Consider the following 20,268-nt stretch of genomic DNA (forward strand, 5'->3'; position numbering starts at 1 on the left):
AGCGTCAGGAATCCTCGCGCAGCGCCTCGGCCACGCGCGCTTCGAGGAGATCGGGCCGTCGCAGCACAAGGGCGCCGCGGGTGCGGTCGACGAGGCCCTCGGCCGCCATCGCGGTGAACTCTCGTGTGACCTGCTCGCGGCGGCAGCCGATCCGGGCGGCCAGCACGTGGTGGTAGGGCGGCGGCGACACGACCCGCTCGCCGGAGGTGCCCGACCGCGGGACCGAGAGGCGCAGCAGCTCGGCGTAGAGCCGGTGCTTCAGGTCCAGGAGCGCGTGCTCCATGAGCCGGGTGTTGAGTTCGCGCACGCGCTTGGCCAGCAGCCGGAACAGCCGGTCGGCGATCGCCTCGGAGGCGAACACCATCTGGCGGAACACCGCGGCCGGCACCACGCAGACCTCGCCGCGGGTCAGCGCCGTCACGTTGGCCGAGCGGCCGATCCCGTCGATGGCGGCGAGTTCGCCGAAGAAGGCCCCGCCGCGCATCTCGCCGAGGATCACCTCCTTGCCGGATTGGGTCCGGTTCAGGATGCGGACCTCGCCCGTGGCGATGAAGTAGACGTCGGTGGATATGTCGTCGAAATCGACCAGAACCTCGTTCTCGTCGAAGCGGCGCCAGTGGCAGCGGGTCTCGAACGGACCGAGCTCGATGCCCGGATCCTTGAAGAAGGGTATCGTCCCCAACCGCGCCATCGATCCTGTCCCTTCGGCCCCAGCCTCCGTCCCTGTCCTGACGGGTGCCGACCAGCAACTGTGGGGACGGAAGCAGCCCGCATCTTGGAGCGGCGCGCCGACCCGGCCGCGCGCCAGCGATGAGGCGAAATCGATGGTGACGGTCACGCGCGGGCCGGTCAAGCCGCGCTTGGCTGAACAGGAGTTTATTAGCGGGAATCGGTGGAGAGGGATAATTTCCCGCGCCTCGGCGCCAGACGATTCGCAATGCACCAGACGTTCGACATCGCCCATTCCTTCGCCGGACCGGTCAGCCCGATCGTCCGGCTGCAGGCGACATTGACCGATGCGTTCGAGCGCTCCGGGCACAGCTTGCATTCCGGCCGCCATGCGACGGTTCGCGTCTGCCCGGCGCCTGCAGGACATGGCATCGTCTTCCGCCGCCACCTGAACACGGGGGAGGCCGTCGATGTGCCGGCCCTGTGGCAGTTCCGGGAATCGCAGCCGCTCTCTTCGGCGATCCGGCGGGACGGGGTGCTCGTGCGTACGATCGAGCACCTGATGGCTTCCCTGCACGCCCTCAGGATCGACAACGTGCTGGTCGAGATCGACGCCGACGAACTGCCGATCTTCGACGGGAGCGCGACGCCCTGGTGCGCGGCGATCCGGGACGTGGGCCGGACCGAGCAGCCCGCCCCCTGCCGGGTGCTGCGGATGCGCCGGACGGTCACGGTCGAAGACGGACGGCGCCTGATCCAGATCGGGTCGGGCCCGGGATTGCACGTCACCGGCCACGTCTCGCTCGCCCATTTCGGCTCGCTCGACTGGTCCGGCGCCATCACGCCGGAACGCTTCGTGCAGGAGATCGCGCCCGCGCGCAGCTTCGGCCGGTACGTTCGCGCCATGGCAGGGCGCGCCTACGGCTACGCCGTCGGCGAGGATTTCCTGCAGGGCGTCTCGGCCCGCTCGGCGGCACTCCTCTGGCGGGGGCGCGTCATCGGCGGGATGCGCGTTCCGGAGGAGCCGGTGCGCCACCGGATCCTGGACCTGATCGGGGACCTGATGTTGGCGGGGCACCCGGTGGAGGGCCATGTCTCGGCGTTCCACACCGGCCACGAGTTGAACCACGCGCTGGTCCGGGCACTGATGCGCGAGCGCACGGCCTGGGAGCTGGTCTGACGGCGCGCCTCAGGCCGAGGCGCGCAAGGTCGTCTGGTCGCACGCGACCACCACCTGGCGGAACGCGCGCAGCAGGTCCGCATCGAGCTTGGGGCCCAACGTCCCCAGGATCGCGTAGGCCTCCCGGATCGGCTTCGGCGCCTTGTAGGGGCGGGCCTCGATCAACGCCGCGAAGATATCGCAGATCGTGATCAGGCGGACGAGATCGGGGATCTCCTGCGCCCGAAGCCCGTCCGGGTAGCCGGAGCCGTCGAGATATTCGTGATGCGAGCGGACCACGGCCAGCGTCCCGGCATCGTAGCCGCCATCCGCCAGCATGTCGTAGCCAATGGCCGGATGCCGATCCATCTCCAGCCGTTCCGCCGCATTGAGCGGGGCGGGCTTGTTCAGGATCGAGAGGGGGATCCGCGCCTTGCCGATATCGTGCAGCAGCGCGCCCTTGGTCAGGTGATGTGTATCCGTTTCGTTGAGGCCCAGGCTCTGCGCGAAGGCCGCGGCCAGGCCGGCGACCGTCAGGCAGTGCCGATGGGTCACGTCGTCGAAACCGGCCACCACGTTCAGCCAGTCGCGGACCTTCGCCTCACGGATCGCCCGGACGATGACGGTGGTGCCGGCATCGACGATGGCAGCCGCAGGCGTCGTGTCAGCCCGGAAGATCGCCCGGAAGGCGGACCGCGCCTCGTCGGCGCAGCGACGCAGCGCGACGCCGTCATCGGGGCCGCGTCCGGCCGAGCTCAAAGCCGCGACGGCGGTGGCCAGCAAGGCGTTGGCCGCGGAGGCCGGGAGGATCCGCGTGGCCCCGAGGGCGGTCGCCTGGATCTCGCCGCGCCCGAGATTGCCGTGGATCAGCGCGAGGAACGGCGTGGCCTTATCACGCGCGACGGCCAGCGTCCGGCGCAGGCGAAGCACGGCGTCGGAGGTCAGCGCGCTGACATCGCTGATCACCAGGTCCGCCCCCCGGGGCGGCTCCGCATCGCCGTACAGATCGTGGAGAACAAGGCTCGGACCGCCGCCCAGATTGCGCGCCAGGCGCTCGCCGCGGCCGAGATCATCAGTCAGGATCACGGTGCGACCCAAAACACCTCTCCCATCACGGCGCCCAACTGGCGCACACCCCGGTCGACCAGCATCCGACGCCAGGCCCCGGGCCCGCGACGGTATTACCGCCTAAAAACATACGTTGATCGGTTCGAACGACGGATGCTGCACAGTCACCGAAGAGATTTCGCACAATCATCGGAGAGTCATGCGATTCCGTTAAAGCGGCTTCTACGGATTTCGCGATCGCTCACGGCGATCGACGCTGGTGCCCTGCGTCGGCTCGCCTTCGCCGCCGGGGCGCGGCGGCACCGTCAGGGCGCTTGCCCTCCCGCGTCTAGACCGCCAGAACGCCGCCATGCTGCGCGTCCATGACCTCACCTACCGCATCGGCGATCGCCTGATCCTCGATTCCGCGAACTTCTCGATTCCCGAGGGCGCGCGCGTGGGTCTCGTCGGGCGCAACGGCGCCGGCAAGACCACGCTGTTCAAGGCGATCCTCGGCGACCTGCCGGTGGACGCGAAATCGGTTTCCCTGCCCAGGGGCATGCGCATCGGCGCGGTCGCCCAGGAGGCGCCGGCCGGCCCGGAGACGCTGCACGCGGTGGTGCTGGCCGCCGACACCGAGCGGGCCCAATTGATGGCGGAAGCCGAGCATGCCGACGGCCTGCGCCGGGCCGAGATCGAAACCCGCTTGGTCGATATCGGCGCGCATTCGGCGCCGGCACGTGCCGCCGCGATCCTGCACGGGCTCGGCTTCGACGCGGCCGCCCAGGCGCGGCCCTGCGCGGACTTCTCAGGCGGCTGGCGGATGCGCGTGGCGCTCGCCGCCGTCCTGTTCTCGGAACCCGACCTGCTGCTCCTCGACGAGCCGACCAACTACCTGGACATCGAGGGAACGCTTTGGCTCTACGACTACCTGGAGCGCTATCCGCGCACCGCGATCATCATCAGCCACGACCGCGACCTGCTGGACACCAGCGTCGACCACATCCTGCATCTCGACCGCGGCAAGCTGACGATCTACCGCGGCGGATACACCAGCTTCGCCAAGCAGCTCTCCGAGAAGCGCATGCTGCTCGCCAAGGCCAAGGTGAAGCAGGATGCCGAGCGCGCGCATCTGCAGAGCTTCATCGACCGGTTCAAGGCGAAGGCGACCAAGGCCCGGCAGGCACAATCCCGGGTGAAGCGGCTGGCCAAAATGGAGCCGATCGCCGCCCTGATCGAGGACGACGTGCCGGTGATCCACCTGCCGAGCCCGGAAAAGCCACTCTCACCCCCGATCGTCTCCATGGAGCGGGTCAAGGCCGGCTACGGCGACCGCGTCGTGCTCAGCGGCCTCGACCTCAACCTCGCGCCCGACGACCGCGTGGCGCTGCTCGGGGCCAACGGCAACGGCAAGTCGACCTTCTGCAAGCTGATCGGCGGCCGGCTCGGGGCCATCGCCGGGGAGATGCGGCGGTCGTCCAAGATGGAGGTGGCGTATTTCGCGCAGCACCAGCTCGACGAGTTGCGCCCGGCCGAAAGCGCCTACGCGCATGTGCGGACATTGATGCCGGATGTGCCGGAGGCGAAGGTGCGCTCGGCCACCGCCCGGCTCGGCTTCGGCGCCAACAAGGCCGACACGCCGGTGGAAAAACTCTCCGGCGGCGAGAAGGCGCGGCTGTTGATGGGGCTCGCGGCCTTCCACGGTCCGCACCTGCTGATCCTTGACGAGCCGACCAACCACCTCGACATCGAGAGTCGCCAGGCCCTAGTCGAGGCGATCAACGACTACGAGGGCGCGGTCATTCTGGTGAGCCACGACCGCTTCCTGGTCGAGGCCTGCGCGGATCGCCTCTGGCTGGTGGCCGACGGCACCGTGAAGACCTTCGACGGTGACATGGACGATTACCGCCGGTTCGTCCTGTCCGGCCCGGAGCGTGAGGACACACGCGAGGTCGAGCCCGCGGGCGGTCAGAAGGCCGAGGCGCGCCGCGCCGGGGTGGAGCGCCGCGCGGCCCTCGCGCCGCTGCGCAAGCGGCTCGAAGGGATCGAGGCGCGGATGGCCAAGCTCACGGCAGCGATCCAGAAGATCGACGCCGCTCTCGAGGACGGCACGGCCTTCCGGGAGAACGCGGCCAAGGCGGGAGAGATCGCCAAGATGCGCTCGGACGCGGCGGACGCCCTCGCCGCCGCCGAGGAGGAGTGGCTGATGGTCAGCGAGGAGATCGAGGCGGCGTGAGCCCCTCGCTCCCCAACGTCTTCCAGGCCGACCACGAAAGTTCCGGTTTCAAAAGGGCTTCGATCTTTTGCGGGTTCAGTACGGAGCCCTGGCGGTGGGCTTGGCCCGATGCCTCAGGGGCTCCGCCCCCGAACCCTGCCAAAGGGCTTGCCCTTCGGGATCCCGTTCCTGAGCGCTTCAGACCGCGGCTTCGAGGGCACGCTCCAAAATATTCACGCCGCGATCAATCCTTGCCTCCGACACTGTCAACGCTGGCGCGATGCGGAGCACGCCGCCTCCTGAAGCAGGCCGCGCCCGCGTGGGTCGCCGATACAGGCGAAAAGCTGCTGTACCGTGACCGGATTGCCGCCCATGCCGACGATCGGCCTGAAGCGCTTGCCGCCGGAGTACAGGTCGGGTCGGCGTAAGCGAACGCGTTCGATCAAGGACTTAGAGCTGTTCCCGATCGCAGCGTGATCGGGAAATGCTCGAGTGATCCGCCTCGACGAACGCCACACGACGGCGCTGACCCAGCCGTTCGCGGCGCATCTACGGACCAACCTGTCGCTGCGATGATCGTGGCGGTTCCATGGAGGACCGCTGCGGTCTGATTCAGGTCAGACGGCCGAAACCGGATCGTTGGCGGAACGCAACGTCGGCAGCTGTTCGACTACGCAGCCACACGCCCAGGACAGCGGCTTCAGCGTGGCGAAAACCACTGATCCGTCACCTTCGGCCAGAGCGAAACGATCTTTTTGTTGTCGACATTGATCCAACGGACATCCGTACTGGGATGCTCGGCTTTGAAACTCTGGTAATGAACGTCGTTGCACATGAGGTAAAAACTGATTGCAGCCGTGATGCTGCTATCGATATGCGTGATACTGTAGATGTAAGCATCCCACTTCGCGGCATCTTCGGCTTGCCGGACTGCCTTGCTCTCGGCGATTGACCGATCCAGCGCGGTCGCCGTCGGGACAGCATCACCCGAACGCTGTGATCCGGTATCGACGTCGCTGCGCACCGTCGCCGCCGCGCGCGTATCGCCCGTGCGCTGCGGCTGAGGCGCGTTCTCCGGCCCATCCGTCTTCGGAGATTGCGCAAGCTGGGTTGTTGGTACGGTGGCGTCCGAAGCGGGTTGGCGCGCCCGGACCAGCGACAGGACCGCGTCGGCCGTGAGCGCGTAAGTCGTCCTCGGATCGAACGCCACCGGCTTCGCAAGTTGGTTTGCCATCACGGACGCGATCCGCTCCGGCTCATCGACCAGCTGCGGCCTCAGCGCGGCGCCAGAGGCAGACGCAACGGGGCTGACAGCGAACATCTTACGAACTCCGTGTGTTAAGCTGGACACCGGCTGACAAAGGATGTTCTCAAAAACTCCATCCGGTTTCTGAAGTCTGAGCGCTTATCACTTCGGCGCGCTGCTCAGACGGCGGTTTACTTGACTTCGAAGGGCTCGATTCCGCCCCAAGAGTTCGATCGTCGTTGTCGCCTAGCTGGCGACGCTGCCAGCTTGTGGGCTGGCAGCGTCGTTTCTTGGCTTCAAGAATAATCTCGGACACCAATCAGACCTGACCTTTTGGGTCATATAGACTGTTAAGCGCGATCAAAATTTCAATCGATTGAGCGCTATCGACTTTGAATATCCTGGTGCGCGAGCAACTCGCGTAAACCTTCCGAAAGCGATCATCGCCGTGGAAGGGTACCGCTGAAGCGTCATGCCTCAGGCACAAGAATAAGAACGGGCGAGCATTGCCGTGTCAACAGGCGAGTCCGCTGTGCGGCACGGGCAGGTATTTGCAGCTACGCCGCACCGATATTCTTTCCCGTCATACGATCATGCACCTCAGACGCGCTATAGATCGGCGGGTCGCGCGATATTGATCGTCTTGCAAAATTCAGGGCGCGTCCCGGCCTCGTGACGAGACCGCGGGCCGACACACGAATTTCACAACTGTGCCATCGATACGGCTACGCAGGCGGGCGAATCGACCGCGAAACGGTGTCATCCGCCCGCCGAAGTGCATCCGATAGCGAATCGATGCCGGCCGGTACGCCCGATCACGCCCGCGCCGGCGCAACGCCCCGCTGCCGGCCTCGGCCGAGGCCCACGACAAGCAGGCAGCCTGATCCCGACAGCACCACGAGGGGCAACAGGCCGAGCGGGTAGCTGCCGGTCGCATCCTTGATCACACCGAGCAGGTATGTGCCGATGAACCCGCCGATATTGCCGATCGCGTTGATCTGCGCGATGCCGGCCGCCGCCGCTCCGGCCGACAGCCATTCGGTGGAGAGCGCCCAGAACGGCCCCTTCACCATGTAGGTCGCCGTCACCGCGAGGCACAGGATCAGGATCGTCGGCAGCAGCTGCGTGGTCGCGATCGAGGCGGCGAGGCTCAGCGCCAGCAGGCCCAGCGGGATTGCCGTGTGCCAGACCCGCTCCCGCCGCCTGTCGGAGGACCGGCCCCACAGGATCATCAGCACCGAGGCGATGCCGAACGGGATCGAATTCAGCAGGCCCGTCTCCAGGTTCGTCAGCCCGAACGACTTGATGATCTGTGGCTGCCAGAGCGACAGGCACTGGCTGGCCCCGGAGGCGCCCGCATAAATTAGCGAGGCGGCAAGCACGTAGCGGTTGCGCATCACCTGCCAGACCGAGAGATGCCGGGCCGGCGCCGCCTCGCCCGCGACCACGGAGGCGCGCTCGGCTGCCAGCCGATCCTGCAGCCATGCGCTCTGCTGCGGCGTGAGCCACCGCGCCGTGCCGGGTCCGTCGGGCAGGACCGCGAATGCGATGATCCCCAGCAGCACCGCCGGGATCGCCTCGAGGATGAACAGCCACTGCCAGCCGCGATAGCCCAGCATCCCGTCGGTGTTGAGGATCGAGGCCGAGATGGGTGAGCCGAGGAAGCTCGAGATCGGGATCGCCACCATGAACACGGCCACGATCCGCCCCCGATAGGCGCGGGGAAACCAGTAGGTGAGGTACAGGATCACCCCGGGAAAGAAGCCGGCCTCGGCGGCGCCCAGCAGCAGGCGGACCGCGTAGAACGAAGTGGGCCCGACGACGAACGCCATGGCCGCCGAAACCAGCCCCCAGGTGATCATGATCCGGGCGATCCAGATCCGAGCGCCGAACCGCTCCATGGCAAGGTTGCTCGGCACTTCGCACAGCACGTAGGACACGTAGAACAGGCCGCCGCCCAATCCGAACTGCGCCGCGGACAAGCCGATATCGTGGTTCATCTGCAGCGCCGCGAAGCCGGCATTCACCCGGTCCACGAACGCGATGAAGTAGGCGAGCATCAGGAACGGCAGGATCCGCCAGGTGATCTTGCGCAGGGTCGCCCGCTCGATATCCGAAACGGGTTCCGGCACGTTTGTCGGCGCCATCTTAATCCTCCCGGCTCTGTCGGCTCGGCTTGGATCAGGCACGGCCCCGCCACCAGTCCTGAGGCACGACAACTTCGCGCCACTGTCATAGTCTGCCCTCCGGTGTTGCTTGCCGGTTGCGATACGCGCCAATAGCCGCCTCCGGGCCGTCGGTGCGGTTTGCCCACGGCCTGCGGACATGCGAGAGAAGCGGCATGTTGACGGTGGATAGCCTTTGGCGCGCGCGGCACCGGCTTGCGCAGATCGGGAAGAAGCGGACGGGCTCGCCTCGCATCCTTGTGGTCGGAGTCTGCCAGGCCGGCTCCATGGCCAAGGTGCTGCGTTTCCTGCTGCCCGACGCCCAGGTCGATTTCGTCTCGGCCTTCACGGTCACCCGGCGCTTCCCGAAGCTCGTGGACCTGATGGCGCATGCCGACGGCTACGATCACGTCTATTCCAGCATCTACCTGCCCCGGTTCAAGGACGGCGGCACGATCGACCGGTTTCGGACACACCCGAAGGTCCGGCTGATCCCCACCATCGTGTTCGGCGCCTACCATCCGGATCTGATCCATGTCGGCGTGCAGGATGCCGTCTCGCTCAACGGCCTGATCTCCGGGCCGATGGGGCATTCGCATTCGGCGATCACGCTCTACGCCTATCTGGCCGGCTTCTCGCAGGCGCAGGCGTTGCGCCTATTTGCCGAGCCGGTCTTCGAGCGGCTGGGCTATTTCGATCTCTGGAACGAGTCGGTCGCCTACCTGCGTGGCCTCGGCGCCCAGGCGCAGTACGATCTCGATACGCACCTGACGCGGTGGGCGCGCCGCGGCTGCTTCATGCACTCGATCAACCACACCAAGCTCTACGTGGTCGCCGACCTCGCCCGCGGGCTGCTGACCAAATCCGGCGTCGCCTACCCCGAATGCGACCTGGACGCCTTCGTGCCCGACGACCTCGGGGGCCAGGGCAGCTGGCCCGTCTATCCCGAGATTGGCGCGCATTACGGCATTCCCGGCAGCGCGCTCTTCTTCAAGGCCGAGACGCGCCGCTCGGGCCCCGCCCGCACGATGACGCGGCCGGAATTTGTGGCGGCGGCCTACGCGAACTACGACAAGCGCCCGCGCGAGGCCCTGATCTCGCGGCGCGTCCAGGACTGGCGCAACGATCCGGCGACGGTGGACTTCTTCCGCGAGGCCTCGGGCCGGGACATCAGCCCGATCCGCCCCTCCGGACGTTCCCCGGCGTTGGCGTCGAACAGCCTCGCCGGCCACGCATCCTGATACGACGGCACTGTCTCCCCTTTCCCGGCACTGGCACCGTCCGGGTCGGGGCCGACCGAGGTTCTGGAGCCCCGATGAGCCGGCAGCCTCGTAAGAAGACACGCGCCGGTCGCTTCGGGATCGCGGCCATCCTGACCGGTCTCGGCTCGGCCGCCGGGCTCGTCGGCTGGAGCCGGTTCGCCGTCGACCGCCACATGGACCTGCCGCCGGCCCTGCCCGGCCGGCACGAGATGCTCGCGACGGATCGCGCCGGCGCGCTCTCGCTGTATGGGACGACCGACCGGGACGGCGTGCCGCTCCTGCTGATCCACTCCATCAACGCGGCCGCGAACGCCTACGAGGTCCGTCCGCTCTACCTGCATTACCGCCAGACCCGCCCGGTCTACGCCCTGGATCTGCCGGGCTTCGGATTCTCCGAGCGATCGCGCCGCCTCTACACGCCCCGCCTGATGGTGGAAGCGATCCGTGCGGCCGTCGCCGAGATCCGGCAACGGCATTCCGTTGGCGCCATCGACGCGATGGCGCTGTCGTTGTCCTGCTCCTACCTCGCCCGCGCGGCTGTCGAGCGGCCGGAGGATTACCGCAGCCTCGGCCTGATCAGCCCCACCGGGTTCGATGCGCGACTCTCCGGCGACGGACCTCCGGACGGCCATCGGGGACGCGACCGACTGCGCGACCTGCTGGATCGGCCGCCCCTCGGCCGGCCCCTGTTCGACGCGCTGGCCTCCCGGCCGAGCATGCGCTTCTTCCTGCAGAAGACGTTCGGCTCGAAGGACATCGACGAGGGTCTGTTCGCGTATGATTACGCCTCGGCCCACCAGCCGGGTGCCGAGCACGCCCCGTATTGCTTCATCGCAGGCCACCTGTTCCCGACCGACACGACGCGTCTCTACGAGACGTTGCGCCATCCGGTCTGGATGGCCCACGGGCGGCGCGGCGACTTCGTCGATTACCGGCTGGCGCCGCGGGTCGCGGGCCGGCCGAACTGGCGCGTCCTCACCCTGCCGACCGGCGCCTTCCCGCATTTCGAGCGGCCGGACGACATGATCGCCGACTTCGACACTTTCCTGGAGAACCTTACCTGGGCGCCGGCATCGCCCCCGGCGTGATGCGATCGCGTCACCTGCGGGGCTGGCGGGATACGCGTCGGGCGGCGTTCTGCGCGTCAGCGCAGGCGCAGAAGGGTGCGCAGCCGGTCGAGCACGGTGGGATTCAACTCGCGCCGGACCCGCCGCTCCGCGAACGCGTCGACTGAAAAGCGGTCGGTCGGCACGCGCCGGAGGAAGCGCTCGGCGATCTCGTAGACCACGAGGTCGGGCTTCACGGCGGCGACGTAGGCCCAGTCGATCTCGGCGGACCAGATCGCGTGAACCTCGCGAAAGCTCTCGGCCAGCATCGCGGTGAGGCGCGGCCCCTGATCGAACACGTAGGAATCGCCGAACAGCACGATCCGCCGCGGATCGGCGGCCTCGAGATTACGCATCACCGCGCGCGATCCGACGAAGAAGCCGCCCCGGCCTGCGACCCGTCCGGTCTCGCGCAGATGCACCAGGGCGTTGGCCTCGCTGCGCTGGGCCCGCCGGGGGAATTCGTGGGCGAAATAGGCCTCGTCCACCGACGGCTTGAGCTTGCCGCCGAGATCGAACACGAAGCGCGCGGGTTGGCCGGTGGCGTCGAGCACGTGCGGCGCCGGCGCGACCGCGAGCGCTTCGCACAGCGCCCGGTAGGCCGCGATGTAGCCGCGATGGTTCCAGTGCGTATCGGTGCGGAGATAGACCGGTTCCTCGGCGCGCGCCGCCCGCAGGGGCTCGTAGAGATCGACCAGGTCCGCCCGCGTCTGCGTCGCCAGGAGCCGGCCGAGCCGCGCGCCGGGCGGATCGGCCAGGCCCGGGAACGGCCGGTCGAGCGTGTCGGCATGGATAGCGATCTTCTCGGGCACGATCGCTTGGACGTAGGTTGCGCCCAGGGATTCCGCCCGGTGGACGCGGCCGACGACCAGCTGCACCCACCGGCGCAGCAGGCGCCGTGTCACAGCGGAATCGGTGTACAGTTCCACCAGTTCGTCCGAGCGGCCGACCCAGAACAGCCAGCCGTCCCGCCCAACCGCGATACCGCGCGCGCCTGCCTGAGACAAAGTTAGGCCATCCTCCAAGAGCGCCTGCCGGCACGCCGACACATGCCGCCCGACGGCGCCGGAAACAAGCGGAAACACCCGGGCCGTTCAGGAGACAAGCCGTCGAGCGCGCCGGCTGAGACGACCAGGCTGGCGTTGTGGTGGACCGGTCCCCGATCGATCCGGTAAGGATCGGACCGCCGCCCGGAGCGGCGACAGCCCTTGGATTCCGATGATCGACCTGACGCTCGAGGCCGCCCGCAGCATCGTGGATACCGCCCTGCGCGAAGCCCGGACCCGTGGGCTAAAACCGATGGCGGTGGTGGTGTACGATGACCGGGGCGCGCTCAAATCGGTGTCTGTCGAGGACGGCACGTCGCTGCGCCGGGCCGAGATCGCCTGTGGGAAGGCCAACGGCGCCCTGGCGCTGGGGCTCGGATCCCGGGCGATCCATGCGCGGGCCGAGGCGCAGCCCTATTTCGTCGCCGCCGTGAGCCACGTCGCCGGCCCGGCCGCGCTCGTCCCGGTGCCGGGCGGCGTGCTGATCCGCTCCCGCGAGGGGCGGCTGCTCGGCGCGGTGGGCATCTCGGGCGACACGTCCGACAACGACGAAATCTGCGCGGTGGCGGCGATCGAAGCCGCCGGCCTGGTGCCCGAGACCGGCGCCTGAGGATGGCGATCCGCCGGCGCGCGTGGCTGGCCGGCGTCGCGGCCCTCGCGGTGGCGCGGGTCGCCCACGCCGGCGAACCCGGCCTCTATCGCCGCGGCAACGACGCCGATCCCGAGACCCTCGATCCGCACCGGTCGTCCACGGTGGCGGAGGCGCATATCCTGCGCGACCTGTTCGACGGCCTCCTGACCTACGACAATCACGGGGCCATCATCCCGGGCGCCGCCCGATCCTGGACCGTCTCCGATGACGGACTCATCTTACACTTCGAGCTGCGTCCGGACGGACGATGGTCGAACGGCGACCCCGTCACCGCGGACGATTTCGTCTATGCGTTCCGCCGCATCCTGGCGCCGCCCACGGGGGCGAAATACGCCGAGATCCTGTTTCCGATCCGCGGGGCGGCGGCGGTGAACCGCGGCGATGCAGCCGGCGACACCCTCGGGGTCGCGGCGGAAGGGCCTCTCCGGCTCAGGATCGCCCTCGAACAGCCGACGCCGTATGTCCTCGAGCTCCTGACCCATCAGACCGCCCTGCCGGTGCACCGCGCGTCGATCGAGCGCTACGGCGATGCGTTCACCCGCCCGGGCAACTTCGTGACCAACGGCCCCTACCGGCTGGTCGACCGGGTGCCGGGCGGGGCGATCACCCTCGAGGTCAATCCGCACCATCCCGAAGCCCGCGCGATCGCGATCCGGCGCGTCGCCTTCCTGCCGACGCCGGACTTGTCGAGCGCGGTGCGCCGCTACACGGCGGGGGAACTCGACTCGCTGTCCCAGCTCCCGGCCGACCAGATCGCCGACCTGCGCCGCCGCTTCGGCGCCCAGGTGGTCCTCGGTCCGTCGCTCGGGCTCGAAGCCCTGGTGGTCAACACCCACAAGGCGCCGTTCTCGGACCGGCGGGTCCGCCAGGCGCTGTCGCTGCTCATCGACCGGGAATATCTCGCCGACGGGCTCTACGGCGGCACCATGAGCCCCGCCTATTCCCTGTGCCCGCCGGGCATCGACAATTACCGGACGCCGCCCGAGACCGCGGGGCGCCTGGGCCTGCCGATCGACCACGAGGCGCAGGCGCGCCGCCTGCTCGACGAGGCCGGTTTCGGGCCGGGGCGGCCGCTCACCGTGGAGTACCGGTTCAACGTCAGCGACAACAACCGCAACACCGCGGTGGCGGTGGCCGAGATGTGGCGCGACCTCGGGATCGAGACACGGTTTGTCTACACCGACGCCAAGACGCATTTCGCGTATCTGCGCGACGGCGGCAGCTTCGACGTCGCCCGCTATTCTTGGATTGCCGACTATTCCGATCCGCAGAATTTCCTGTTTCTGCTCCAGAGCGGCAACGATGGGTTGAACGCCGGCCGCTGGTCGGACGCGGCCTACGACGCGCTCCTGACCAGCGCGGCCGCCGAACGCGACCTCGCCCGCCGGGCCGAGCTGCTCTGCGATGCCGAGTCCATCGCGCTGCGCGAGCTCCCCTGGATCCCGCTGATGCATTATCGCTCGAAGGCGCTGATCGCACCGCGGCTGCACGGGTACGTCCCGAACCTGCGCAACGCCGCACCGACCCGCTTCATGAGGCTCGACGCGTGATCCGCTTCATCCTGCGCCGCCTCGCGCAGTCGGTGCCGACGCTGTTCGCGGTGGTGGCCGTGAGCTTCTTCCTGATGCGGCTGGCGCCCGGAGGGCCGTTCGACCTCGAGCGTCCGCTGGCGCCGGCCGCCATGGACAACCTGCGGCGGGTCTACGGCCTGGACCGGCCGCTGATCGTGCAGTTCGGCGGGTACCTGGCGGCCCTGGCGCGGGGCGATCTCGGCCCGTCCTTCTCGTTCCGCGACCAAAGCGTGCGCGACCTGATCGCCCGGGGGCTGCCGATCTCGGCGACCCTCGGAGCCCTGGCCCTGTCGCTTGCGGCCTGCCTGGGGATCGGGCTCGGAACCGTGGCGGCGCTCCGGCGCGGCGGCGCGCTGGACCGGCTGCTCGGCCTCGGCGCGGCGCTGTCGCTGTCGCTGCCGAGCTTCGTGGTGGCGCCGCTCCTGCAGATCGTGTTCGGGCTGACCTTGCGCTGGCTGCCGCTGAGCGGCTGGGAGGGCGGCGCGCCGAGCCACCTGATCCTGCCGGTGGTGACCCTCGCGCTGCCGCAGGTGGGCGCGCTGGCACGCCTGACCCGCGCCTCGCTCGGCGAGGTGCTGCGCACCCAACCGGTGCGGACCATGCAGAGCCTCGGCCTGCCGCCCGTTCGCATCACCCGGCATGCGCTGCGCGGGGCGCTCCTGCCGGTGGTCGCCTACCTGGCCCCGCTGGCGGCGGCCCTGCTCACCGGATCCGTGGTGGTCGAGACCATCTTCGGCCTGCCCGGCATCGGCCGCTACTTCGTGGAGGGGGCACTCAACCGCGATTACACGCTGGTGATGGGCACTGTCCTGGTGGTCGCGGTGCTGGTCATCGCCCTGAACCTGATCGCCGACCTCGCCTGTGCCTGGCTCGATCCGCGCCTGCGGCGGTTGGCATGAGCACCGGGGGCATCACCACCGGGCCTGCGGCGCGCATGCTGCTCCGGCTCGGCCGCGAACGGGTGGCGATGGCCTCCCTGGCCGTGCTCGTCCTGACCGCGCTGGCCTGCCTGTTCGGCCCGGCGCTGACCGGGCACGATCCGGTACGGGCCTATCCAGACCTGCGCCAGCTTCCGGCCGGCCTGAGGGCGCAGCCGGATGCCGAGCATCTGCGCCCGGCCCTCGAACGCCTCGCCTTCCGGATGCGGGCCCGCCTCGACGACGTGGCCCGCGACGGTGACACAGTACGCCTGACGCTGGGTTCGGAGACCGCATTCGACCGGCGCAGCCTCGTCTACCTGCCGCGCTCCGACCTGTTCGGAGAGCCGCGGGTCGTCGACGGTTCGCAGGATGGGACGCGTCTGATCGTGCGCGTGCCGGTGCGGCGCCTGTACTTCCCCCTCGGCACCGATGTGCATGGCCGCGACCTGCTCACCCGCTGCCTCGTCGCCGGCCGGGTCTCCCTCCTGATCGGGCTCACCGCCACCCTGGTCGCGCTGCTCATCGGCGTCGGCTACGGCGCGACCGCCGGCTTCGTCGGCGGCGCCGTCGACGCCGTGATGATGCGACTGGTGGACGTGCTCTACGCCTTGCCGTTCGTGTTCTTCGTCATCCTCCTGCTGGTGTTCTTCCGGGCGAGCCTGACGCTGATGCTGGTGGCCATCGGCGCGGTGGAATGGCTCGACATGGCCCGGATCGTCCGGGCGCAGACCCTGTCGCTGCGCGAGCGCGACTTCGTCCGCGCCGCCCGCGCCCTCGGCCTCGGCACGCCCCGGATCATCCTGCGCCACATCGTGCCGAACACGTTCGGCCCGGTAGCCGTGGCGGCGACCCTGCTGGTGCCGCAGGTGATCCTGCTTGAGAGCTTCCTGTCGTTCCTCGGGCTGGGCGTTCAGGAGCCGCAGACGAGCTGGGGCGTGCTGATCGCCGAGGGCGCCCGGGCGATCGAGTCGGCCCCCCACATGCTGGCCGGTCCGGCCGCCTTCCTGATCGCCACCCTGGTCGCCTTGACGCTCCTGGGCGACGGCCTGGCCGACGCCGTCGACCCGCGCAGCGATTGACGTCAGCCCAGCAGCCGGATCGGCGAACCGGCGAGCCACGCCTCGATATCCTCCACGGCCTGGGTGAAGAACGTCCGGTAGTTGCTGCGCGTGACGTAGCCGACATGGGGCAGCGCCAGGACGTTCGGCAGGTGCCGGAACGGACTGTCGGCCGACAGCGGCTCGGTCTCGAAGACGTCGAGTCCAGCTCCCGCGATCCACCTCTCCTCCAAGGCCCGGACCAGGGCGGCCTGATCGACGATCGGCGCGCGCGACGTGTTCACCAGCAGGGCGCCCGGTCGCATCCGGCGCAGCTCTTCCTCGCCCAGAAGGCCGCGTGTGCGCTCGCCGAGCACCAGATGGATGCTGACGACGTCGCTTGCCTCGAGCAGGGCGTCCTTGGACTGCGCACGCTCCACCCCGGCGGCTGCGGCCCGGGCATCGTCGAGGTTCGGGCTCCAGGCGATCACCCGCATGCCGAAGGCGCGGCCGATCTCGGCGACGCGCGCACCGATCTTGCCTAGCCCCAGGATACCGAGCGTCGCCCCGGCCAGATCGGTCCCGATCGTGCTCTGCCAAGGACCACCGTCCCGAAGATTCCGGCTCTCGACCGCAAGGTGGCGGGCGAGGCCCAGGATCAGCGCCCAGGTCAGCTCGGTCGGCGGCGTGGGGCTCGATTCTGTGCCGCAGACCGTGATGCCCCGCGACCGCGCCGCCGCGACATCGATCGCGAGGTTGCGCATGCCGCTGGTCACCAGCAGCTTCAGGCGGGGCAGACGCTCCAGCAGATCCGCCGGAAACGGCGTGCGCTCGCGCATGATCACCAGGATCTCGGCCTGGTCGATCCTGGCCACGAGGGCGTCCCGATCCGCGATGTGCTCGGTGACCGGCGCGACCGCGACCCGGTCGGACAGGCGCGCCCAATCGGCGAGGCCGAGCGCCGCGTCCTGATAGTCGTCGAGGATCAGGCAGGTTCGCACGCAGCACACTCTCGGCAGAAGGTCGCAAACGTCTCGAGAAAGTTCTCTGCCGACAACCGGTTGGCTGGCACGCCGACGATATGCGCGATGCGCTCCGGAGTCTCGTTGAGCAGCGGCAGACGCAAGAAAAGATCGGTGTTGAACTGCGTGCTGACCGTCGCGAGCACGGTGCGCAGAGCCTGCAGCATGTCGTCGCCCCGGTGAGACGCATGCACGAGCGCGATGGGCTTATCGATCACAAACGATGTTGATATCAGCCAATCGATGGCATTCTTCAGTCCACCGGGAATAGACCGGACATATTCCGGACTCGCGATGATCACGCCCTGGCAGTCGCGCACGCTTCGCAGGAATTCCTGTGCCGCGAGTGGAGTGAGCGAACCTTCTAAATGCGGCGAGAAAATGGGGAGGCTGCCGACACGGTCGTAGACGGAGATGCGAATACGCTCCGGTGCGATGGCTTGCAGTGCCCTCAACAGCGCGGTGTTCGTCGAAGTATGGCGCGTGCTTCCAGACAGCGCGAGAAGCCTCACATCCAACTGACGGCCCGACGCAGACGATGCTTTGGACATCAACGCGCCGCCGCCAACGCCTCAAACGCCATCGCAACCCCGGCCGCTCCCGGATCCTCGACACCAGCGAGATCCGCCGCCGCGAGGTAGCTTGACCGACCGGTGGCGGCGCGGTCCATCCGGGCCGTGGCGGCGGCGCCCGCGCGGGCGGCAGCGGCGGCGGCGTCGAGGCCGTCCGATTTCAGGGCTTCGAGCGCGGGGATCAGGGCGTCCAGCAGGGTCCGATCGCCCGGGCCGGCACCGCCGTAGCCCCTGACCCGGGCCACGCCGTCTTCCAACGCGTCGGGCCAGGACGCACCGTCGGTGAGCGCAGACGCGGCGGCGGCGAAGAAGATCGAGGCCAGCACGCCGCTCGAACCGCCGACCGCGCGGCCGATCCGCTCCGCCAGCGCGCGGCACAGGGCTGCCGGGTCGGCCTGCGGCAGCCGGTCGATGTCCGCTTCCACCGCCCGCGCCGCGCCGGCGAAGGTGGTGCCGGTGTCCCCGTCGCCGACCTTCGCGTCCAGGGCGTTGAGCGCGCCCTCCGAGGCGATGAGCGCCCGCGTGACGGCGGCGAGCCGCGCGGCCACGGCGGGATCGCGCGACGGCGCGAAGGCTTCGCCCGCGAGCTCTGCGGGAAGCGGGCGCAGGACCGGCGGCGCGATCCGCACCGCACCGGGCCAGGCCGGCACGGGGACCGGCGCCAGCAACGCCGCCTCGATCGCGTCGTCGAGTGGCAGGATCGACACCGATGCCCCGTGCATGTCGAGCGCAGTCATCAGCGGCGCCGGCCCGAGCAGCAGGCGCACCCGCCGGCCGAGATCGGTGGCCAGCACCGCCTGGGTCAGGACCTGCATCTCCAGGGCCGTGGCCGAGCCGAGATTGTTCATGAGGAGCGCCAGCGGCCCGGTCGCGGAGAAGCGCTCGGTCATCAGACGGGCCAGATCGCCGGCGCCGGGCAGCGCGATGCGCTCCACCCCCGGCTCGCCATGGATGCCGAGCCCGAGTTCCGCCTGCCCCTCCACGAAGCGCTCGCTCCGGGGCGAACCGGGAATGGTCGCGGTCGAGACCGCGATCCCCAGGGATTGCGCCGAATCCGCCACCCGGCGGGCGAGCGCCGCGACGGCCTCCAGCGGGGCGCCCGCCTGCGCCGCGTGTCCCGCGACCTTGTGCACGAACAGGGTGCCGGCCACGCCGCGCGGCTGCTTGGCCGCCGGGAGCGCAATGTCGTCGGACACGACGACGGTCTCGACCTTGCGGCCGAGGGCCCGGGCCCGTTCGGCCGCGAGGCCGAAATTCAGCCGGTCGCCCGCGTAGTTCTTGATGATCAGCAGGCACCCGGCCGGCCCGGTCACCGCCAGGATCCCGGCGAGGACCGCATCGACGCTCGGCGAGGCGAAGACGTCGCCGCACACGGCGGCACTCAGCATGCCGGCTCCGACGAACCCGGCATGGGCCGGCTCGTGCCCGGAGCCGCCGCCCGAGATCACCGCGACCTTGTCCGCATCCAGGTCGGCGCGCAGCACGACGCGGATGTCGGGGTCGCCGTCCAGCCGCGCCAGGCGGCCGCCGCTGGCCGCTAGGAGCCCCGCTATGGCGTCGCCGACCAGGGTGGCGCGAGCCTCGATGAAGTGGGCCATGGCGTGACCTTCCGCGATCTCGGTCCGCAGCTCTCACAGTGCGGCGGCGGGGCGGAGTGTCTGAGCAATCGCAGGCCCCGGCACAATGGCTGTCGGCGCATTTTACGCGATGTTCGGGCCCGCAGCCGCTACTCCTTCACGGCGCCGGTGAGCGCGGAGACGTAGTATTCCACGAAGAACGAGTAGAGGATCACCAGAGGTAGTGAGCCGAGCAGCGCGCCGGCCATCAGCGAACCCCACTTGTAGACGTCGCCGTCCACGAACTCGCTGACCACCGCGATCGGCACGGTCTTGTTCTGGGTCGAGGACAGGAACGTCAGCGCGTAGATGAATTCGTTCCAGCACAGGGTCAGCGAGAAGATCCCGGCCGAGATCAGGCCCGGGAAGGCGAGCGGCAGGATGATCTTGGTCAGGATCTGCCACCGGCTCGCGCCATCCATGAGGGCGCATTCCTCCAGCTCGTAGGGAATGGTCTTGAAGTAGCCCATCAGGAGCCAGGTCGAGAACGGGATCAGGATGGTCGGATAGGCCAGGATCAGGGCGATCGGCGAATCGAACAGGCCGTAGGCCTGGATGATCGTGGCGAGCGGGATGAACAGGATCGAGGGCGGCACGAGATAGGCGAGGAAGATCGCCGCGCCGACCCAGCCGGCGCCCCGGTAGCGGATCCGCACGCAGGCATAGGCGGCCAGCACGCTCGCGAACAGCGACAGGATGGTGGCCGCCACCGACACGTACATCGTGTTCCAGAGCCAGCGTGGATACTGCGTCTCGAACAGGAGCTTGTTGATGTGCTTGAGCGTCGGGTCCACGACCCAGAACGGGTTGAACCGCTCCATGTCGATCAGCTGCTCGTCCGGTTTGATCGCCGTGAGCGCCATCCAGTAGAACGGGAACAGCAGCACCGCCAGGATGATGAGCAGCGGCAGGTAGGTGGTCACGAGCCGCCGCGGCAGGCGCTCCAGGTAGGCCATCCCCTCG

The 20,268-nt window shown here is 68.9% G+C and carries 18 protein-coding genes; 8 read left to right on the plus strand and 10 right to left on the minus strand.

Features of this window, described 5'->3' with window-relative positions:
- Positions 1 to 4: 4 nt before the first annotated feature.
- Positions 5 to 691: a Crp/Fnr family transcriptional regulator gene (locus FV242_RS00110; RefSeq protein WP_147857045.1), complete on the minus strand. Its 687-nt coding sequence runs from the start codon at positions 689 to 691 to the stop codon at positions 5 to 7.
- 246 nt (positions 692 to 937) lie between these two features.
- Here FV242_RS00110 and lpxC point away from each other — a divergent pair, with 246 nt between their 5' ends.
- Entirely contained in the window at positions 938 to 1,849 is a 912-nt protein-coding gene (lpxC, locus tag FV242_RS00115) for a UDP-3-O-acyl-N-acetylglucosamine deacetylase (RefSeq protein WP_147937508.1), read from the plus strand.
- A 9-nt stretch (positions 1,850 to 1,858) separates the two neighbouring features.
- Here lpxC and FV242_RS00120 read toward each other — a convergent pair whose 3' ends face one another.
- Positions 1,859 to 2,926, minus strand: coding sequence for an HD-GYP domain-containing protein (locus FV242_RS00120; protein ID WP_147937509.1), 1,068 nt, complete (start codon positions 2,924 to 2,926; stop codon positions 1,859 to 1,861).
- A gap of 319 nt (positions 2,927 to 3,245) precedes the next feature.
- Between FV242_RS00120 and FV242_RS00125 the strand changes: the two genes are divergently transcribed.
- Complete coding sequence (locus FV242_RS00125) at positions 3,246 to 5,111, plus strand: ABC-F family ATP-binding cassette domain-containing protein (protein WP_147937510.1); 1,866 nt, start codon at positions 3,246 to 3,248, stop codon at positions 5,109 to 5,111.
- 245 nt (positions 5,112 to 5,356) lie between these two features.
- Here the strand turns inward: FV242_RS00125 and FV242_RS36250 are convergent, their stop codons facing one another.
- From FV242_RS36250 to FV242_RS00140, 3 genes are all read right to left on the minus strand, one after another.
- Complete coding sequence (locus FV242_RS36250) at positions 5,357 to 5,536, minus strand: hypothetical protein (RefSeq protein ID WP_187278292.1); 180 nt, start codon at positions 5,534 to 5,536, stop codon at positions 5,357 to 5,359.
- 254 nt (positions 5,537 to 5,790) lie between these two features.
- On the minus strand, positions 5,791 to 6,411 hold the full coding sequence (locus tag FV242_RS00135; protein WP_147937511.1) for a hypothetical protein: 621 nt from the start codon (positions 6,409 to 6,411) through the stop codon (positions 5,791 to 5,793).
- A 740-nt stretch (positions 6,412 to 7,151) separates the two neighbouring features.
- A complete protein-coding gene (locus FV242_RS00140; RefSeq protein WP_147937512.1) occupies positions 7,152 to 8,483 on the minus strand; it encodes an MFS transporter in 1,332 nt (443 codons plus the stop codon).
- Positions 8,484 to 8,677: 194 nt separating this feature from the next.
- On the opposite strand from FV242_RS00140, the gene FV242_RS00145 reads away from it, so the two are divergent.
- Both FV242_RS00145 and FV242_RS00150 read left to right on the plus strand, forming a co-directional pair.
- Positions 8,678 to 9,742: a WcbI family polysaccharide biosynthesis putative acetyltransferase gene (locus FV242_RS00145; protein ID WP_147937513.1), complete on the plus strand. Its 1,065-nt coding sequence runs from the start codon at positions 8,678 to 8,680 to the stop codon at positions 9,740 to 9,742.
- 74 nt (positions 9,743 to 9,816) lie between these two features.
- Entirely contained in the window at positions 9,817 to 10,851 is a 1,035-nt protein-coding gene (locus FV242_RS00150; protein WP_147937514.1) for an alpha/beta fold hydrolase, read from the plus strand.
- A 56-nt stretch (positions 10,852 to 10,907) separates the two neighbouring features.
- Here the strand turns inward: FV242_RS00150 and FV242_RS00155 are convergent, their stop codons facing one another.
- Positions 10,908 to 11,876, minus strand: coding sequence for a hypothetical protein (locus FV242_RS00155; protein WP_246692545.1), 969 nt, complete (start codon positions 11,874 to 11,876; stop codon positions 10,908 to 10,910).
- Between the two features lie 211 nt (positions 11,877 to 12,087).
- Here FV242_RS00155 and FV242_RS00160 point away from each other — a divergent pair, with 211 nt between their 5' ends.
- From FV242_RS00160 to FV242_RS00175, 4 genes are read left to right on the plus strand one after another with little or no spacing between them, the layout of a single operon-like run.
- Positions 12,088 to 12,525 carry a heme-binding protein gene (locus FV242_RS00160; RefSeq protein ID WP_147906894.1) on the plus strand — a complete coding sequence of 146 codons (438 nt, stop codon included), beginning with the start codon at positions 12,088 to 12,090 and terminating at the stop codon, positions 12,523 to 12,525.
- Positions 12,526 to 12,527: 2 nt separating this feature from the next.
- A complete protein-coding gene (locus FV242_RS00165) occupies positions 12,528 to 14,117 on the plus strand; it encodes a peptide ABC transporter substrate-binding protein (RefSeq protein ID WP_147906895.1) in 1,590 nt (529 codons plus the stop codon).
- A complete protein-coding gene (locus FV242_RS00170) occupies positions 14,114 to 15,037 on the plus strand; it encodes an ABC transporter permease (protein ID WP_147937515.1) in 924 nt (307 codons plus the stop codon). The genes FV242_RS00165 and FV242_RS00170 overlap by 4 nt, the downstream gene beginning before the upstream one ends.
- Positions 15,034 to 16,137 carry an ABC transporter permease gene (locus tag FV242_RS00175; protein WP_187278293.1) on the plus strand — a complete coding sequence of 368 codons (1,104 nt, stop codon included), beginning with the start codon at positions 15,034 to 15,036 and terminating at the stop codon, positions 16,135 to 16,137. Before FV242_RS00170 ends, FV242_RS00175 begins: the two co-directional genes overlap by 4 nt.
- A gap of 2 nt (positions 16,138 to 16,139) precedes the next feature.
- On the opposite strand, the gene FV242_RS00180 is transcribed toward FV242_RS00175, so the two are convergent.
- From FV242_RS00180 to FV242_RS00195, 4 genes are all read right to left on the minus strand, one after another.
- Positions 16,140 to 17,096, minus strand: coding sequence for a D-2-hydroxyacid dehydrogenase family protein (locus FV242_RS00180; protein ID WP_187278294.1), 957 nt, complete (start codon positions 17,094 to 17,096; stop codon positions 16,140 to 16,142).
- Entirely contained in the window at positions 17,081 to 17,629 is a 549-nt protein-coding gene (locus FV242_RS00185; RefSeq protein WP_147937639.1) for an NADPH-dependent FMN reductase, read from the minus strand. Before FV242_RS00185 ends, FV242_RS00180 begins: the two co-directional genes overlap by 16 nt.
- Positions 17,630 to 17,667: 38 nt before the next feature.
- Entirely contained in the window at positions 17,668 to 19,287 is a 1,620-nt protein-coding gene (locus FV242_RS00190; protein ID WP_147937516.1) for a dihydroxyacetone kinase subunit DhaK, read from the minus strand.
- Positions 19,288 to 19,415: 128 nt separating this feature from the next.
- Positions 19,416 to 20,261, minus strand: a complete 846-nt coding sequence (locus tag FV242_RS00195; protein WP_246692423.1) for a carbohydrate ABC transporter permease — start codon at positions 20,259 to 20,261, stop codon at positions 19,416 to 19,418.
- Between the last annotated feature and the right edge of the window lie 7 nt (positions 20,262 to 20,268).

This window comes from Methylobacterium sp. WL64 (genome assembly GCF_008039945.1).
Classification (GTDB): Bacteria; Pseudomonadota; Alphaproteobacteria; order Rhizobiales; family Beijerinckiaceae; genus Methylobacterium.

Coding starts and splice junctions, on each gene's coding strand:
- FV242_RS00165 (WP_147906895.1), top strand. CDS start 12,528: ATGGCGATCCGCCGGCGCGCGTGGCTGGCCGGCGTCGCGGCCCTCGCG.
- FV242_RS00195 (WP_246692423.1), bottom strand. CDS start 20,261: ATGGCCTACCTGGAGCGCCTGCCGCGGCGGCTCGTGACCACCTACCTG.
- FV242_RS00140 (WP_147937512.1), bottom strand. CDS start 8,483: ATGGCGCCGACAAACGTGCCGGAACCCGTTTCGGATATCGAGCGGGCG.
- FV242_RS00110 (WP_147857045.1), bottom strand. CDS start 691: ATGGCGCGGTTGGGGACGATACCCTTCTTCAAGGATCCGGGCATCGAG.
- FV242_RS00125 (WP_147937510.1), top strand. CDS start 3,246: ATGCTGCGCGTCCATGACCTCACCTACCGCATCGGCGATCGCCTGATC.
- FV242_RS00150 (WP_147937514.1), top strand. CDS start 9,817: ATGAGCCGGCAGCCTCGTAAGAAGACACGCGCCGGTCGCTTCGGGATC.
- FV242_RS00145 (WP_147937513.1), top strand. CDS start 8,678: ATGTTGACGGTGGATAGCCTTTGGCGCGCGCGGCACCGGCTTGCGCAG.
- lpxC (WP_147937508.1), top strand. CDS start 938: ATGCACCAGACGTTCGACATCGCCCATTCCTTCGCCGGACCGGTCAGC.
- FV242_RS00135 (WP_147937511.1), bottom strand. CDS start 6,411: ATGTTCGCTGTCAGCCCCGTTGCGTCTGCCTCTGGCGCCGCGCTGAGG.
- FV242_RS00190 (WP_147937516.1), bottom strand. CDS start 19,287: ATGGCCCACTTCATCGAGGCTCGCGCCACCCTGGTCGGCGACGCCATA.
- FV242_RS00175 (WP_187278293.1), top strand. CDS start 15,034: ATGAGCACCGGGGGCATCACCACCGGGCCTGCGGCGCGCATGCTGCTC.
- FV242_RS00160 (WP_147906894.1), top strand. CDS start 12,088: ATGATCGACCTGACGCTCGAGGCCGCCCGCAGCATCGTGGATACCGCC.